Source organism: Polaromonas sp. P1_E12 (genome assembly GCF_056405975.1).
The window spans coordinates 178350-191875 of sequence record NZ_JBFUBB010000002.1 but is presented as its reverse complement, the minus strand read 5'-3'; the positions used below and the strand labels follow the sequence as shown (position 1 = coordinate 191875).

Below are 13526 nucleotides of genomic sequence, written 5' to 3'. Positions count from 1 at the left end.
ATGCAAGCAACCGCCTCCACAGCCCCTAAAGCGCCCAAAAACAAAACCCTCGCCGCCTGGCTCGCCTTCGTAGCCGGCCAGCTCGGCGTGCACCGCCTCTACCTGTTTGGCCTGGGCGACATCTGGGCCTGGCTGCACCCCATCGCCGCCGCGCTGGGCTGGTGGGGCGTGGAACGTGTGCGGCTTTATGGGCAGGACGATCACCTCGCCTGGGTGCTGATTCCGCTGCTGGGCTTTACGCTGGCCGGTACGGCGCTCACCGCGATTTACTACGGCCTGATGTCGACCGACAAATGGAACGCGCTGCACAACACGGCTACGCCCGATACCCAGGCGGGCAACACCAACTGGCTGACCATAGGCGCGGTGGTGTTTGCCCTGTTGTTCGGCACCATCTCACTGATGTCCAGCATCGTCTTCAGCTTCCAGCGCTACTTCGAGTACCAGGTCGAAGAGGCCAAAAAGATATCGCAGTGAATATGGCCCCCACGGTCGCTCACTTCGTGTAGCTCTCTGCCCCCCCGAGGGGGCCGCTGCGCCTGCGGCCTGGCAAAGCCAGTTCCGCGGCCCCGGCTTGATTAAAGAGAGGCCACGACGCATGCTCAGTGCGCGGCGCGATCAGAAAACCTGAAGGCTGACCCAGTAGGCTATCGCGGCCACGAAGGCCGAGGCAGGAATGGTGAAAATCCAGGCCCAGACGATATTGCCGGCCACGCCCCAGCGCACGGCTGAAGCGCGCTGCGTGGAGCCTACGCCCACGATGGCGCCGGTGATGGTGTGCGTGGTGGAAACGGGAATCCCCAGCCCGGTCGCCAGGAACAGCGTCAGCGCGCCGCCAGTCTCGGCGCAGAAGCCGCCCACGGGCTTGAGCTTGGTGATCTTCTGGCCCATGGTTTTCACGATACGCCAGCCGCCGAACATGGTGCCAAAGCCGATGGCGATGTAGCAGACGATGACCACCCAGATCGGCAGGTGTTCCGTGGTCGCCATCATCCAGACCGGCAAACCCTGCACGTTGCTGGTCGTCGCGGCGATCAACAGCAGCCAGATGATGCCGGCGGTCTTTTGCGCGTCGTTGCCGCCGTGCCCCAGGCTGTAAGCGCCGGCGGAGACCAGCTGAAGCCGGCGAAACCATCGGTCGGCCTTCGACGGGGTCGTCCTGCGACACACCCAGGCCACCGCCACCATCATCAGCGAGCCCAGCAAAAAGCCGAGCAACGGCGACACGAAAATGAAGGCCACCACCTTGAACACGCCCGAGGCGATCAGCGCGCTGGCGCCGGCCTTGGCGATGACGGCCCCCACGATGCCGCCTATCAGCGCATGCGAAGAACTGCTGGGAATGCCGTAGAACCAGGTGAGGATGTTCCAGGTGATGGCGCCCATCAGCGCGCCAAACACCACATGCGTGTCCACCACGCCCGGCATCACGATGCCCTTGCCGATGGTCGCCGCCACGCTCAGGTGGAAGATGAAATACGCCAGGAAGTTGAAGAAAGCGGCGAACAGCACCGCCTGCCCCGGCTTGAGCACGCCCGTCGACACCACCGTGGCGATCGAGTTGGCCGCGTCATGAAAGCCGTTCATGAAGTCGAACGCAATGGCCAGGAAGACCAGCAGGAACACCACCCACAGGGCGGCCTGTACGGTTTGCATATTTATCCCAATGAGGTAGCTAGGGAAACGAACGCGCCGGGACGCAGCGCAGGGCCGCCCCAAGCAAGGCCAGCCCCCTCGGGGGGCAGCGAACTACGCGAAGCGAGGAGCGTGGGGGCTGCCATCTTCAGGAGTTCTCGAGGACGATGCCCTCGATCAGGTTGGCCACATCCTCACACTTGTCGGTGATGGTTTCCAGTAGTTCGTACACCGCCTTGAGCTTGATCACTTCCCGTACATCGGGCTCTTCGCGGAACAGCCGGCTCATGGCCGAGCGCATGACGCGGTCGGCGTCGGACTCGAGCTTGTCGATTTCCTCGCAGGTCTTGAGTGCCGCTTCAGCCGTCGCGGCATCGCTGACTTTTTCTATCATCGCCACGGCGTCTTGCAGGCGTTCGCAGCATTTGACGCTCAGGTCGGTCAGCCGCACGATGTCTTCCGTCATGTGGCGCACGTCGTACAGCGCCATGGTTTCGGCCGAATCCTGGATCAGGTCGGCCACGTCGTCCATGGTGTTGATCAGCTTGTGGATCTGCTCGCGGTCGATGGGCGTGATGAAAGTCTTGTGCAGCGCCCGGTTGACTTCATGCGTGATGCGGTCGGCGGCACGCTCGGCGTGGTCGACTTCGCGGTTGAAAGCTTCGCGCTTTTGCACGTCCGCGTAGTTCGCAACCAGGTTCGAAAACGCGTGGGCGGCCTCGACGATGCGTTCGGCATGCTGGTTGAACATCTCGAAAAAATTGCCTTCGCGCGGCAGCAATTTGCCAAACAGCATGTCAGTTCCTCAGGAAATATGTCAAAAGTATGACGTTTTTGTGACTGCCGGAAGTTTAACCGCCTCGGATTTCGGAGCGATTTGGGTGTTTGGGCACTGGATTTTCTGCTTAGGCCGCTGGCCGGGGGTTGCCCGGCGGCAACTCACTTTTCTTTTGCTTCGCCAAAAGCAAAGTAAGCAAAAGAAAAGGCGACCCTGCTGTCTGCGTCCCTTCGCTTCGCTACGGGCAACCTGCGGTGCTCGGTCCAGACGGGGTCTCGCTCGAACTCGCTACGTTGCACTTCGCTCAGACAATCGCGATCCCTGATCCGTCTGGCCCTGCGCTCCTCGGCGCATCCAGAAGGGGTGGGACAGGAATACCAAACAGCCGAATACCAATACCGAAGATTCAAGCGCTGCGGAAGATGAAGTAGACGGCGCCTACCATGCACAGCGCCGCCCACAGGTAGTCAAGCTTCAACGGCTCGTTCAAATAGAACACTGCAAAAGGCACGAACACGCTCAGCGTGATGACCTCCTGCATGATCTTGAGCTGGCCCACGCTGAACTGGGTAAAGCCGATGCGGTTGCCAGGCACCTGGAGCAGGTATTCAAACAGTGCGATGCCCCAGCTGATCAGCGCTGCGATATACCAGGGCGAGGTGGCCAGGTTTTTCAGGTGTCCGTACCAGGCAAAGGTCATGAACACGTTGGAAAGCAGGAGCAGGCCGATGGTTTGCGCCGATACCGGCAGGGACTGGAGGAACTGCATCAATGGCTCCGTGAATGAGATTTAGACAAACCGCCCGACCAGCAGCAGCACAATGGTCAGCGTCACCAGGGCCAGCGCGGTAGACACCACGACACTGGCAGTAATCAGGTCTTCCGCCACCTTGTAGCGCTGGGAAAACAAAAACACATTGGCGCCAATGGGGAGGGCCGAAGCCACCACCATGACGGCCATCGGCACGCCGCCCACACCCAGCAGGCGGCACAGGCCGAACACCAGCAAGGGGTGCAGCAGGTTTTTCACGCCGGCCAGTGCCAGCGCCGGCCGCCAGTGCTCACCCACACGCGTATTGGCCAGTGTCACGCCCACCAGCACCAGCGCCAGCGGACCGAAGGCATTGGCCAGCAGTTCCAGCGGCTTGTCGATCACCACGGGAATCGCAAGGCCGGTTTGCGCAAACAGCAGGCCGGCAATGATGGGCAACGGCACCGGGTGCAGCAACGCGTTTTTCACGGCCATCAACACCGTGGCCACCGGGTGGCGCGGCGCAGTGGTGACTTCATCAGACGTGCCCAGCTTCTGTTCATGCGCCACCGCCAGCTCCAGCACCACCGTGGCGCTGGTCAGCAGCACCAGCGAATGCACCGAGACCAACGTGAACAGCGTAATCAGACCTTGCGGTCCATACATCAGCCCGATCAGCGCAATGCCGATCATCACGGTGTTCGAAAAAGTATTGGCCAGCGCCAGCACCGCTGCGCGGCGGTTAAAGCCCTGCAGCAGCAAGGTGCCGCCAAATAGCACCACGACCGCCAGAAAGTAAGCCAGCACCGGCTTGAAGTCCAGTTCCTCCACATGCACCCGGCTCATGGTGCGAAACAACAAAGCCGGCGTAAGCAGCAGGAAGATCAGGTTTGAAAGGTCTTTTATCGCTTCGGGCCTTATCCACTGTGCGCGACCAGCTATGAAACCTGTAGCAATCAACAACACGACGGGAAGCAGGGACACGAAGACAAGCTGGTTCATCCGCACAATCTTAGCGCGCGGGCGGTCAGCGAGTCTGCGTGTTTTACGTAGTGGCCCCGCTTAAAAAGCGAGCTGCATGCCCACCTTCAGGCTGCGCCCCGGCAGCGGCGCCTTGGGAAACGCCGTGGTCGTCAGTACCGAGGCCGCGCTGTAGGCCAGCTGGTTGGTCAGGTTGTCCACCTTCGCATACCAGAGGATGTTGCTCACGCCTGCCTTCATGCGATAGGTGGCCGCCAGGTTCCACAGCGTGTAGGCCGACGTGGCACGCTGGCCGGCGGCCACACGGTTTTGCGCCATCGAATGGTCAAAGCCGATGCTGCTGCCCCACGGCCCGTGGGCCCACACCAGGCTTGCCCCCATGCGTGCCGGCGCAATGCGCGGCAACGGCAGGCCGTTGCTGAGGTTGGTGGCACGCACCACATCGCCGCGCAAGGCCAGGTCCAGACTGGAGGCTCCTTCGATCAGGCGGATGTTGCCGCTGGCCTCCAGGCCCACAAAGCGGGCGCGCACGCCGGTGTAAGCAAACTCCGGCAGCAGCTTGTTGTCCGGGTCGTTGTCGTCCACGCCGTCACCGTCCAGGTCGGCCGGGTTCAGCGCGCCGTCTTCCTGCCCATAGTTGTTGCCCGTGGCCAGCAACCCGATGTAGCTTTTGAAACGGTGCACATAGGCATTGGCCGCAAAGCTGTTGGCGCCGGACTTCCAGGCCGCGCCAACATCCAGGCTGGTCGACTTCTCCTTGCCCAATGTGGCGTCGCCGGTTTCCCAGGCTTTGGTCGCTACGTGCGGGCCCTGGGCGAAGAGTTCGTAGTCCTTGGGTGCGCGTTCGGTATAGGCCAGGTTGCTGGTGAGCTGCCAGCCCGGCGCCGCGTTCCACAAGGCGCCCAGCGCATAGCTGTGCGGCGTAAAGTCGCGCGTCAATGGTGCGAAGCGCGCCACCAGCGGGTTGCCCAGCGACTCCACCTTGACCGACTCCAGGCGCCCGCCAAAGCTGAGCTTGCCCCATCCGGTGGTGTATTCCTCATACGCAAACAAGGCGTTCTGCGAGGTCTTGCTGTAAGGCGCAAAGGCCTCGGCGCCGTCGGCCGAAAACTTGTTGTTCTCGGCCTGAAAGCCGATCACGCCGTCCAGGTTGCCGATGCGCGCATGGCGGGCCTCCAGCCGGAAATCACTGCCCTTGTTCTTGAACACCGTGCCGGGGTTGGGCCCTTCAAATTCGGTGTGTTCGTAGTCGGTGTGGCTCAGCTGGCCCTTTACGCTCTGGATGAAACCGCCCAGGTTACGCACCTCGCCTTCCAGCGCCGCACGGTTGGACTTCATGTCGATCGTCACGTCGTCCTCGGCCACCGTGCCGTAGTTGCTGCGGTAGGTGCTGACGGACGCGCCCAGGTAGCCGTGGTCAAAAAACACCGAGCCGCCCGCCGCACCACCGCGCACTTTGCTGTCCGAATTGCAGATGCGGTGGGTGATGGTGTTCACGCCGCCCTTGCTGCAAGCCAGGTCGGTGGGCACCTTCACGTCGCCGGTTTCGCGGCTGAACACGTCAACATGCAGGGCGTAGCGATTGTTGCCGCCTTCGAGCAACACGCCGCTGCTTTTCTCGCGGTTGCCGGTGGCCAGGCCCAGGTCGACCTTGCCGCCGACACCGCCTTTCTCATCAAACAGCGGCTCGCGCGGAATGCGGTTGTCGATCACGTTGACCACGCCGCCCACCGCACTGCCGCCATACAGCAATGCGCCGGGGCCGCGCAGCACCTCCACGCGTTCGATGCTGATCGGGTCGGACGTCACCGCGTGGTCATAGCTCAGGCTGGAGGCGTCCAGCGTCGCGCCGCCGTTGCCCAGGATGCGGATGCGGTCGCCGTCCAGGCCGCGGATGATGGGGCGGCTGGCGTTCGGGCCGAAGTAGGTGCTGCTCACACCGGGCACGCCGTCCAGCGTTTCGCCGAGTGTGGTTTTGGATCGCAATAGCAGTCCGGCGCCCGAGTACTGTGCGGCAGGCGCTATCAAATCAGTAGCGCCCAGCGGGTTACCGGTGACGGTGACTTCTTTCAGGCTGGGGGCAGATGCTGGCGAGGCGGTCTGGGCAGTCGCCAGGCCGCAGGAGAGCGTCGCCGCGACGCAGAGCGCGCGGCTGATAAAAGGTGGGTTCATGATGACTCGCTGAATCGAAAAACAAGAGGGCAAAGCTGCGCCCTGGCCAGGTGGCCGGCGCACAGAAAAACGGGGAGATTCAGCGAGTGGAAGGCGGGCCGCGCGCGTCGAACAGCGCCGCCCAGCGGGCGAGTGCTTCGCCGCGGGAGATGTCAAATGCCACGCTGGAGAGCACCAGCGGCAAACTCAGCAGGGGAAGCGTGGGCGCCGCCTGGCCGTGGCTGGCCTGGTCAAACAGGCGGCAGTCCGGATCGCCGTCATGCGAGGAAAACAGAGAAGCCAGCCAGCCGCCTTCACTCTCTCCCTCTTCTTCCACATGCGCAAGAGCGGCGTGTCCCTGATGGTGGCCGTCATGATGCATATTCGAATGTGAATGGATGTGCGCCTGCGGGCTGTGCACCACGCCGTGCATCAGCCCCAGCAGTTGCGCAAGCAATAGCGTGGCGGCCAGCAGCCAGGCCAGGGCCCGGGCGCGACTCAGACCCCGACGCTCACTTGACGCTGGTGGCATCCGTGATGCGGTAGTAAAGGCCGTAAGAGTCGTCATTGAGGACGAGGAAGCGCCCCTCCACCACCACCGGCTCCATGCTGTATTTCACCGGCGTTTTGGTTTTGACTTCGACCATGCTCTCGGGCCCGCCGGGCAGGCAGAAGGCGCAGGTCAGCGGCACTGACGACAGCAAAAAATGCTTTTGCTTTTCGCCCGGGTCCAGCGGCATCATGAAACCCTGGATGCGCTGGGTTTTCTGGTTCAGCGCCATCTGGTCGAGGGTGAAGACCGGAAGGATGCGGTTTTTCTCGTTTTTGGTTTTCACCGCCGTCAGCACCGACCAGGGCACCACATCCGTACGGGCTGCCAGCGGCGGAAACGGACTGTTGGCGCCATGCACGCCCGCGCCCTGTCCGACCGGTATGTCAAACGCCGGCCCTGCCGCGGCAGGCTTGCCGCCATTCGCCAGCGGTGAAGACAGCGTTTGCGCCGAAAGGCCCGCCGCGGCCAGCAGCGTGCTGCAGGCCAATGCCCACCTCAGTCCGTAAAGGCTTGGAGTGCGAGGGCGAAAAGAGGCTGTCATGCAGTACTCCAGAAAATCCAGAAAAAAGGTGAGGCCACTTCAGGGGCGTCGCGGTGACGTCAGTGGACGTCAATGAACGTCAATGAACGTGTTTCATCCCGCAGTATTTGCCGACAGCCAGGCCTTTGCAAGCGGCCTGCAGCTCTTTTTCACAAACTTCGTCTTTCTTGCCCGATTCCAGGCATTTGGCGGCGTTTTCGTGGGCGGCGGCCATGGCGCGGTGGCGCTGGATGTCTTCCTTGGTTTCCTTGTCGTTGTGCTGCGCATGGGCCAGCGAAAACGTGGCGCTCAGGGCCACCGCCGCAAACGTGGCCGCAACAGGAGACAGGGTGAGGAATTTTTTGATGGAAGAGAGGTTTGTCATAAGAAGGTTACCTTGATTGGAGAAGTTCAAACACACTGACCCGGTAGGCTTCCCAGGCGGGCAGCAACGCAGACGCCAGCGCCACCCCCAAAGCCAGTACCGGCACACTGACCAGCTCGACCGGCCATGACAGCGCACCGATCAGGACAGATTTTTCAAGTTGCAACGCCCAGGCCAGCAGTGCCGTCAGCCCCTGCCCCGCAAGCACCCCCAGCATGGTTGCCAGCAACGCCAGCCACAGCGCTTCGCACAGCAGCAGGCCGGCCACGCGGGCCGGCGGCGCGCCCAGCATGCGCAGCAGCGCCAGGTCGGCCCGGCGCTCACGCACGGCACCCCACAGCGCAATGAAGACGCTCAGGCCCGCCGTCAGCAGCAGCACGCCGGCCAGCGCCCGCAGCACGTCGGTGCCCACACCCACCATGCTCAGCAGGCGCGTGATTTCCAGCGCCGGCGCGGCAGCCTGCATCTCGGTGCTGCTATTGATGTAGCGCGGAAAAGTCACGGCCGCCAGCGGCGTCTTGTACTGGATCAGCGCCAGCGTGATTTCGCGCTCTTCTTCCAGCACCTTGCGGTCGTCGTCGTCCAGTGCCGTGTCGGTTTCATGCACCTGCCAGACAGACTCGGTAGCCGTCAGCACCAGGCGGTCCAGCACCGTGCGGCTGCTGGCCAGGATGCCCGACACCACGTAGGGGCTCAGCTTGTGTTCTTCACCGCCGCCGCCCAGGCCGTGCGTGCCGGTAAAGCTGTCGCCCACTTTCAGGCCGGTTTGCTGCGCCACCTGCGCACCAATGACGGCCTGCATCGGCTTGGACCACAGCACACCCTGCGCCAGCTGCGCGTCGTAATGGTGGATGTAGTCGGGCGTGGTGCCCACGATGCGAAAGCCGCGAAAACTGTCGCCCAGGCTGATGGGGATGACCTTGGCGACCTGCGGATGCTTTTCCAGCTCCTTCACCGCCGCCAGCGGCACATTGCCCGTCGGCACGTCGAGGTGAAACACGCCCGACAAAATCAGCTGCATCGGGCTGCCCTTGGCGCCCACCACCACATCAATGCCGGCCACGTCACGGTCAAACGCCTGGCTGATCTGGTGGCTGACCAGCAGCAGAAAAGTGATGGAAGCCAGCCCCAGGGTGAGCAGCAGCAGGTTGAGCGCTGCCGCCAGCGGCCGCGACCACAGGTAGCGCCATGAAAACACAACGGTTTTGAATGCTATCGTTTTCATAGCTGCTTGCGCTCGACCAATAAGGACTGCAGGCCTTTTTCGTCTTTAAAAAAGGCCTGGACACGCGCATCGTGCGTGGCAATCACCAGCGTGGCGCCCTGCTGCTGCGCCGCGCTTTGCAGCAAGGCCAGCGACGCAGCGGCCGCGTCGTCGTCCAGGCTGGCCGTGGGTTCATCGGCCAGGATCACGCGCGGCTTCAGCAGCACCGCACGTGCCAGTGCCACACGCTGCGCCTGCCCGCCCGAAAGCTGCGCCGGCTTGCGCTGCGCCAGCGCCTGCACATCCAGCGCGGCCAACGCCTCGGCAATGCGGCCTTCGTCATCCGGCTGGCCGGCGGCCCACTGCGCCATGGCCAGGTTGCCCTGCACCGTCAGCGCTGCGCTCAGGTGAAGCTTCTGCGGCAAAAAGCCAATGGTTTTTGCCCGCCACGCGTCGCCGGCACGTCCGCCCAATGCCTTGATGGACTGGCCGGCCACTGTGATGTCGCCCTCACTGGGCGCCAGCAAACCTGCCGCCAGCGCCAGCCAGGTTGATTTGCCCGAGCCCGACGCACCGCGCAGCAGCAAGGTGCCGCCCTGCGCGACGTCCAAGTCCGCAAAGCGCAGCTCGGGACCATTGGTGTAGCGGTAAGCCAGCTGGCGGGTGCTGATCATGAAGAAGCCGTGCCGTTGGCGCAGTCGGCGCACACGCCCCGCACGGCAAAGTCCATGCTCATGCCCTGGTAACCCAGCGCCTTCAATGCTTCCAGCGCGGTTTGCGCGGCGCGTTCCAGGTCTTTGGTGCTGGCCTTGAGCGCACCCGAACGCTTGCCCGACAACGCGCCCGACAAGGGGCTGTCGCGGTGGCAGCTCTGGCATTCAAAGTGGGGAATGGCGTGCACGCTGCTCGGCATGGCCTGGTAGCGCCGCACGCGGTTGGCGTCCACGCGGCACAGCAGCAAACCCACCTGCGTGAGCCGGTCGATCAGCCGGTACAGCGTGACGCGATCCAGTGTCACGCCTTCGCCGGCATCATCGTCGCCGCCCAACGCGGCCTGTAGTTGCGCGTGCGTGTAGCTGGTGTCCGGGTGGGCCAGCAGCCAGCCCAGCACCAGACGCGCAGCGCTGGTGCGGCGCAGGCCGTGGGCTGACAACAGCACATCAATCGGGTCCGCGTCGGCGGTGATACCGGGCTCGGTTTTGGAACGCCTGACAGGGTGGACGGATGCCATGGGATGAAGCCGTTCGGAAAGAGTTTGGCAAAAGAGCGCGCGGTGTATTTTCGCAATGCGCGCACATAACGCAACAATGTTGCATTAGACTATACAGCAATTCAGTTGCATTATTACCGCAACCGAGTGGCTTTTGATGACTTCCCGGCCCGCTTGTTTGTAAAGACGACTCCCTTGCCAGCTTCACCTCCTCCCTTCCCTCCACCACCTCTGCGCCGCCGCAGCATCCTCGCCTGGCCGGCCTGGCGCCGGGTGCTCGCGGTATTGCCGGCCGTGGCGCTGCTCTGGATGGCGGTCGCCTGGGCTTCGGCGGAAATAGCGCCATGGTGAGCGCCATCGTCGCGCTGGACAACCTCACCGTCAGCTACCGGCAGCATCCGGCGCTGCACCACGTCAGCGGTCACTTCGCGGCGGGTTCGCTGACTGCGGTTGTTGGCCCCAACGGCGCCGGCAAAAGCACGCTGTGCAAAAGCATCATGGGTTTGCTGCCCCGTTCGGGCGGACAGGTCACCACGGCAACGCCGCGCGCGCGCATCGCCTATCTGCCGCAACAGGCTGAGCTGGACCGGAGCTTTCCGATGGACGTGTGCGACGCCGTGCTGCTCGGCTGCTGGCCTTCACAGGGCGCATGGGGATGTGTCAGTGAGGCGCAGTGGGCCGCCGTCGGCACGGCCTTGCGCACCGTTGGCCTGGAAGGTTTTGAAGCGCGGCCCATTGGCACGCTTTCCAGCGGGCAGTTCCAGCGCGTGCTGTTTGCCCGCCTGCTGGTGCAGGACGCCCGCCTGATCCTGCTGGACGAGCCCTTTAACGCAATAGACAGCAAGACCACCGCCGCCTTGCTGGCGTTGATTCGTCAGTGGCATGCCCAGGGGCGCACCGTGATTGCCGTGCTGCACGACGATGCCCAGGTGCGGGCGCATTTTCCGCAAACACTCCTGCTGGCGCGCAAAGCCGTCGCCTGGGGGCCCACCGCACAGGTCATGACCGAAGGCAACCTGGCGCGCGCCCGCGCGATGGCAGAAGCATGGGACGAAAGCGCCGAAGCCTGCCGCATCGACGACAAGGCAGTAGCCACACCAGTGGCATTGCACGAGCCCCTGCGGCACAAGGCTGCGGCATGATGGAAGCCGCGCAACATGCTTTTCACGGTGCCTGGGCCGTTCTGTTTGCGCCGTTCGCCGAATACGCCTTTATGCGCCGCGCGCTGGTGGCCACGATGGCGTTGTCGCTCAGCGCCGCACCGCTGGGCGTTTTCCTGACCTTGCGGCGCATGAGCCTGCTGGGTGACGCGCTCAGCCACGCTATATTGCCCGGTGTCGCCATCGGTTTCATGCTGTGCGGCCTGTCGCTCACGGCCATGGCAGCAGGCGGCGTACTGGCCGGCATGCTGGTGGCCGCGCTGGCCGGCTTCATCAGCCGCGCCACCACGCTGAAAGAAGACGCCAGCCTGGCTGCCGTTTACCTGGTGGCGCTGGCGCTGGGCGTGACGCTCATTTCCGGCCACGGCACGCAGCTTGACCTGCTGCACATTCTGTTCGGCAGCGCGCTGGGCGTCGACACGCCGGGCCTGCTGCTGGTGGCCGGCGTGGCCAGCATCAGCCTGGTCGCGCTGGCGGCAGCCTACCGCGGCCTGGTGCTCGAAAGTTTTGACCCGGTGTTCCTGGCTGCAACGGGCCGTAGCGCCTCCTTCAAATGGGCGTGGCAGCAGGGCTTTTTGATGCTGGTCGTCATCAACCTCGTGGCCGGCTTCCAGACACTGGGCACGCTGATGGCTGTCGGCCTGATGATGCTGCCCGCGGTGTCGGCGCGCCTCTGGCATGACACCCTGCCCGCGCAGCTCGCCAATGCCGGCGCACAGGCCATGGCGGCAGGTTATGCCGGGCTGCTGCTGTCTTACCACTTCGATACACCTTCGGGCCCGACCATCATCGGCTGCGCCGGCGCGCTGTACTTTGCCTCGCTGCTGCTGGCGCCCGGCGGCTGGCTGCCGCGCACGTTCGCGCGCGCGCACCGCACCGCCTGAAGCTGCGCATCTTTCCTTTCTTTACCAACCCGGAGCCCTTCCATGACTTTCATGAAACACCTGGCGCGCAAACTGCTGACACCCCTGGTCGGGGCCGCGCTGCTGTCCGCCGCCACCGCCGGCATGGCCGCCGACAAGATCCCTGTGGTCGCCAGCTTCAGCATCCTCGGCGACCTCGTCCGTGTGGTCGGCGGTGAACGCGTGGCTGTCACCACCCTGGTCGGCCCCGATGAAGACGCGCATGTGTTCGAACCCAAACCCGCTGACGCCAAAAACCTGTTGCAAAGCAAACTGCTGGTCAGCAACGGCCTGGGCTTTGAACCGTGGGCGCAAAAACTCGTCAAGTCCGCCGGCTACAAGGGCCCGGTGGCGGTGGCTTCGCAAGGCGTGAAGGCCCGCACCATGCCCGGTGAAAAAGGCGGAAAAGAAACCGACCCGCACGCCTGGCAGGATCCAACCAACGTCGTGATCTACGTGCGCAACATCGCCGCAGCCCTCGCCCGGCTCGACCCCGCAGGTGCAGCCACCTACAAAGACAACAGCGAAACCTACGTGAAGGAGTTGCAGGCGCTGGACGCCTGGGCCAAAGAACAGCTCAGCGCCGTCCCGTCTGCCAAACGCAAGGTCATCACCTCACACGACGCCTTCGGTTATTTCGGCGCGCACTACCAGGTCAGCTTCCTGGCGCCACAAGGAATCTCCACCGAAGCCGAACCCAGCGCAAAGGAAGTTGCCCAACTGATCCGGCAGATCCAGCGCGAAAAAATCAAGGCCGTGTTTTTTGAAAACATGAGCAACCCCAAGCTGCTCGCCCAACTGAGCAAGGACGCGGGTGTGACACCCGGCCCCGCGCTGTATGTCGATGCCCTGTCAAAAGCTGGTGGCCCAGCTGACAGCTACCTCACGCTGATGCGGCACAACGTGACACAACTGGTGGCGGGGATCAGGCAGAACTGAGTTGGAATGAACCGGCATCGTGGAACGGCTCGTTGGCCGCGCTGGCCTCCGGGCAAAGCTGTGAAGCGTTCAGTCGCGATAGGGTTGATTGCTTCGGGGCGCATCCGGCAACTGTTCATCAAACGACTGGCGGTAACGGATACAGCCGCGAAAGAACTGCGGCCAGTCGGGTACAACGGGCACCGGGTCGCTCTTCTCCGGCAGCAGCGCCCACAGCGCCGGGTGGTGCCAGCACAGCTCATGGCCTGTGCTGTCGCGGTGCTCGCGAATGCCCTGGCGGAGCTTTTTGACTTCCACAATGAGTTGTTCACGCGACAAGCCTTCAAGGTCGGCGTCCATGTTGCCTCCGTAGCGATA

At 63.5% G+C, this 13526-nt stretch carries 17 protein-coding genes; 5 read left to right on the top strand and 12 right to left on the bottom strand.

Annotated features, from left to right (window positions below; all coding sequences use genetic code 11):
• Positions 1-477 carry a hypothetical protein gene (locus AC1D13_RS06685; RefSeq protein WP_477689230.1) on the top strand — a complete coding sequence of 159 codons (477 nt, stop codon included), beginning with the start codon at positions 1-3 and terminating at the stop codon, positions 475-477.
• A gap of 141 nt (positions 478-618) precedes the next feature.
• Here the strand turns inward: AC1D13_RS06685 and AC1D13_RS06680 are convergent, their stop codons facing one another.
• The 11 genes from AC1D13_RS06680 to AC1D13_RS06630 form a co-directional block, all read right to left on the bottom strand.
• Positions 619-1656 carry an inorganic phosphate transporter gene (locus AC1D13_RS06680; protein ID WP_457279962.1) on the bottom strand — a complete coding sequence of 346 codons (1038 nt, stop codon included), beginning with the start codon at positions 1654-1656 and terminating at the stop codon, positions 619-621.
• A gap of 127 nt (positions 1657-1783) precedes the next feature.
• Entirely contained in the window at positions 1784-2431 is a 648-nt protein-coding gene (locus AC1D13_RS06675; RefSeq protein WP_477689229.1) for a DUF47 domain-containing protein, read from the bottom strand.
• 388 nt (positions 2432-2819) lie between these two features.
• Entirely contained in the window at positions 2820-3182 is a 363-nt protein-coding gene (locus tag AC1D13_RS06670; protein ID WP_457279960.1) for a DMT family protein, read from the bottom strand.
• 21 nt (positions 3183-3203) lie between these two features.
• The gene (locus AC1D13_RS06665; RefSeq protein ID WP_457279959.1) at positions 3204-4166 is read right to left on the bottom strand and encodes an AEC family transporter; all 963 of its coding nucleotides are present in this window, start codon (positions 4164-4166) and stop codon (positions 3204-3206) included.
• Between the two features lie 60 nt (positions 4167-4226).
• Positions 4227-6317 (bottom strand): TonB-dependent receptor, encoded by a 2091-nt coding sequence (locus tag AC1D13_RS06660; protein ID WP_477689228.1) that lies wholly within the window; start codon positions 6315-6317, stop codon positions 4227-4229.
• Between the two features lie 79 nt (positions 6318-6396).
• Positions 6397-6828 carry a hypothetical protein gene (locus AC1D13_RS06655; protein ID WP_457279957.1) on the bottom strand — a complete coding sequence of 144 codons (432 nt, stop codon included), beginning with the start codon at positions 6826-6828 and terminating at the stop codon, positions 6397-6399.
• On the bottom strand, positions 6809-7390 hold the full coding sequence (locus AC1D13_RS06650) for a DUF3299 domain-containing protein (RefSeq protein ID WP_477689227.1): 582 nt from the start codon (positions 7388-7390) through the stop codon (positions 6809-6811). Before AC1D13_RS06650 ends, AC1D13_RS06655 begins: the two co-directional genes overlap by 20 nt.
• Positions 7391-7469: 79 nt before the next feature.
• Positions 7470-7754: a hypothetical protein gene (locus AC1D13_RS06645; protein ID WP_457279955.1), complete on the bottom strand. Its 285-nt coding sequence runs from the start codon at positions 7752-7754 to the stop codon at positions 7470-7472.
• Between the two features lie 7 nt (positions 7755-7761).
• Positions 7762-8979, bottom strand: coding sequence for an ABC transporter permease (locus AC1D13_RS06640; protein ID WP_477689226.1), 1218 nt, complete (start codon positions 8977-8979; stop codon positions 7762-7764).
• Complete coding sequence (locus tag AC1D13_RS06635) at positions 8976-9632, bottom strand: ATP-binding cassette domain-containing protein (RefSeq protein WP_457279953.1); 657 nt, start codon at positions 9630-9632, stop codon at positions 8976-8978. Before AC1D13_RS06635 ends, AC1D13_RS06640 begins: the two co-directional genes overlap by 4 nt.
• Complete coding sequence (locus AC1D13_RS06630; protein ID WP_457279952.1) at positions 9629-10189, bottom strand: Fur family transcriptional regulator; 561 nt, start codon at positions 10187-10189, stop codon at positions 9629-9631. The genes AC1D13_RS06635 and AC1D13_RS06630 overlap by 4 nt, the downstream gene beginning before the upstream one ends.
• A 174-nt stretch (positions 10190-10363) precedes the next feature.
• Here AC1D13_RS06630 and AC1D13_RS06625 point away from each other — a divergent pair, with 174 nt between their 5' ends.
• The 4 genes from AC1D13_RS06625 to AC1D13_RS06610 are packed head-to-tail and all read left to right on the top strand — an operon-like array spanning position 10364 to position 13169.
• On the top strand, positions 10364-10519 hold the full coding sequence (locus AC1D13_RS06625; RefSeq protein ID WP_477665569.1) for a hypothetical protein: 156 nt from the start codon (positions 10364-10366) through the stop codon (positions 10517-10519).
• Complete coding sequence (locus AC1D13_RS06620; protein WP_477689438.1) at positions 10516-11310, top strand: metal ABC transporter ATP-binding protein; 795 nt, start codon at positions 10516-10518, stop codon at positions 11308-11310. The genes AC1D13_RS06625 and AC1D13_RS06620 overlap by 4 nt, the downstream gene beginning before the upstream one ends.
• Positions 11307-12212 carry a metal ABC transporter permease gene (locus tag AC1D13_RS06615; protein WP_477689225.1) on the top strand — a complete coding sequence of 302 codons (906 nt, stop codon included), beginning with the start codon at positions 11307-11309 and terminating at the stop codon, positions 12210-12212. The genes AC1D13_RS06620 and AC1D13_RS06615 overlap by 4 nt, the downstream gene beginning before the upstream one ends.
• A 51-nt stretch (positions 12213-12263) precedes the next feature.
• Positions 12264-13169: a metal ABC transporter substrate-binding protein gene (locus tag AC1D13_RS06610; protein ID WP_477689437.1), complete on the top strand. Its 906-nt coding sequence runs from the start codon at positions 12264-12266 to the stop codon at positions 13167-13169.
• 69 nt (positions 13170-13238) lie between these two features.
• On the opposite strand, the gene AC1D13_RS06605 is transcribed toward AC1D13_RS06610, so the two are convergent.
• Positions 13239-13508 (bottom strand): hypothetical protein, encoded by a 270-nt coding sequence (locus AC1D13_RS06605; RefSeq protein WP_457279949.1) that lies wholly within the window; start codon positions 13506-13508, stop codon positions 13239-13241.
• Positions 13509-13526 lie beyond the last annotated feature (18 nt).

Coding starts and splice junctions, on each gene's coding strand:
- AC1D13_RS06655 (WP_457279957.1), bottom strand. CDS start 6,828: ATGCCACCAGCGTCAAGTGAGCGTCGGGGTCTGAGTCGCGCCCGGGCC.
- AC1D13_RS06635 (WP_457279953.1), bottom strand. CDS start 9,632: ATGATCAGCACCCGCCAGCTGGCTTACCGCTACACCAATGGTCCCGAG.
- AC1D13_RS06640 (WP_477689226.1), bottom strand. CDS start 8,979: ATGAAAACGATAGCATTCAAAACCGTTGTGTTTTCATGGCGCTACCTG.
- AC1D13_RS06630 (WP_457279952.1), bottom strand. CDS start 10,189: ATGGCATCCGTCCACCCTGTCAGGCGTTCCAAAACCGAGCCCGGTATC.
- AC1D13_RS06670 (WP_457279960.1), bottom strand. CDS start 3,182: ATGCAGTTCCTCCAGTCCCTGCCGGTATCGGCGCAAACCATCGGCCTG.
- AC1D13_RS06675 (WP_477689229.1), bottom strand. CDS start 2,431: ATGCTGTTTGGCAAATTGCTGCCGCGCGAAGGCAATTTTTTCGAGATG.
- AC1D13_RS06645 (WP_457279955.1), bottom strand. CDS start 7,754: ATGACAAACCTCTCTTCCATCAAAAAATTCCTCACCCTGTCTCCTGTT.
- AC1D13_RS06660 (WP_477689228.1), bottom strand. CDS start 6,317: ATGAACCCACCTTTTATCAGCCGCGCGCTCTGCGTCGCGGCGACGCTC.
- AC1D13_RS06605 (WP_457279949.1), bottom strand. CDS start 13,508: ATGGACGCCGACCTTGAAGGCTTGTCGCGTGAACAACTCATTGTGGAA.
- AC1D13_RS06650 (WP_477689227.1), bottom strand. CDS start 7,390: ATGACAGCCTCTTTTCGCCCTCGCACTCCAAGCCTTTACGGACTGAGG.
- AC1D13_RS06610 (WP_477689437.1), top strand. CDS start 12,264: ATGAAACACCTGGCGCGCAAACTGCTGACACCCCTGGTCGGGGCCGCG.
- AC1D13_RS06680 (WP_457279962.1), bottom strand. CDS start 1,656: ATGCAAACCGTACAGGCCGCCCTGTGGGTGGTGTTCCTGCTGGTCTTC.
- AC1D13_RS06665 (WP_457279959.1), bottom strand. CDS start 4,166: ATGAACCAGCTTGTCTTCGTGTCCCTGCTTCCCGTCGTGTTGTTGATT.
- AC1D13_RS06685 (WP_477689230.1), top strand. CDS start 1: ATGCAAGCAACCGCCTCCACAGCCCCTAAAGCGCCCAAAAACAAAACC.
- AC1D13_RS06615 (WP_477689225.1), top strand. CDS start 11,307: ATGATGGAAGCCGCGCAACATGCTTTTCACGGTGCCTGGGCCGTTCTG.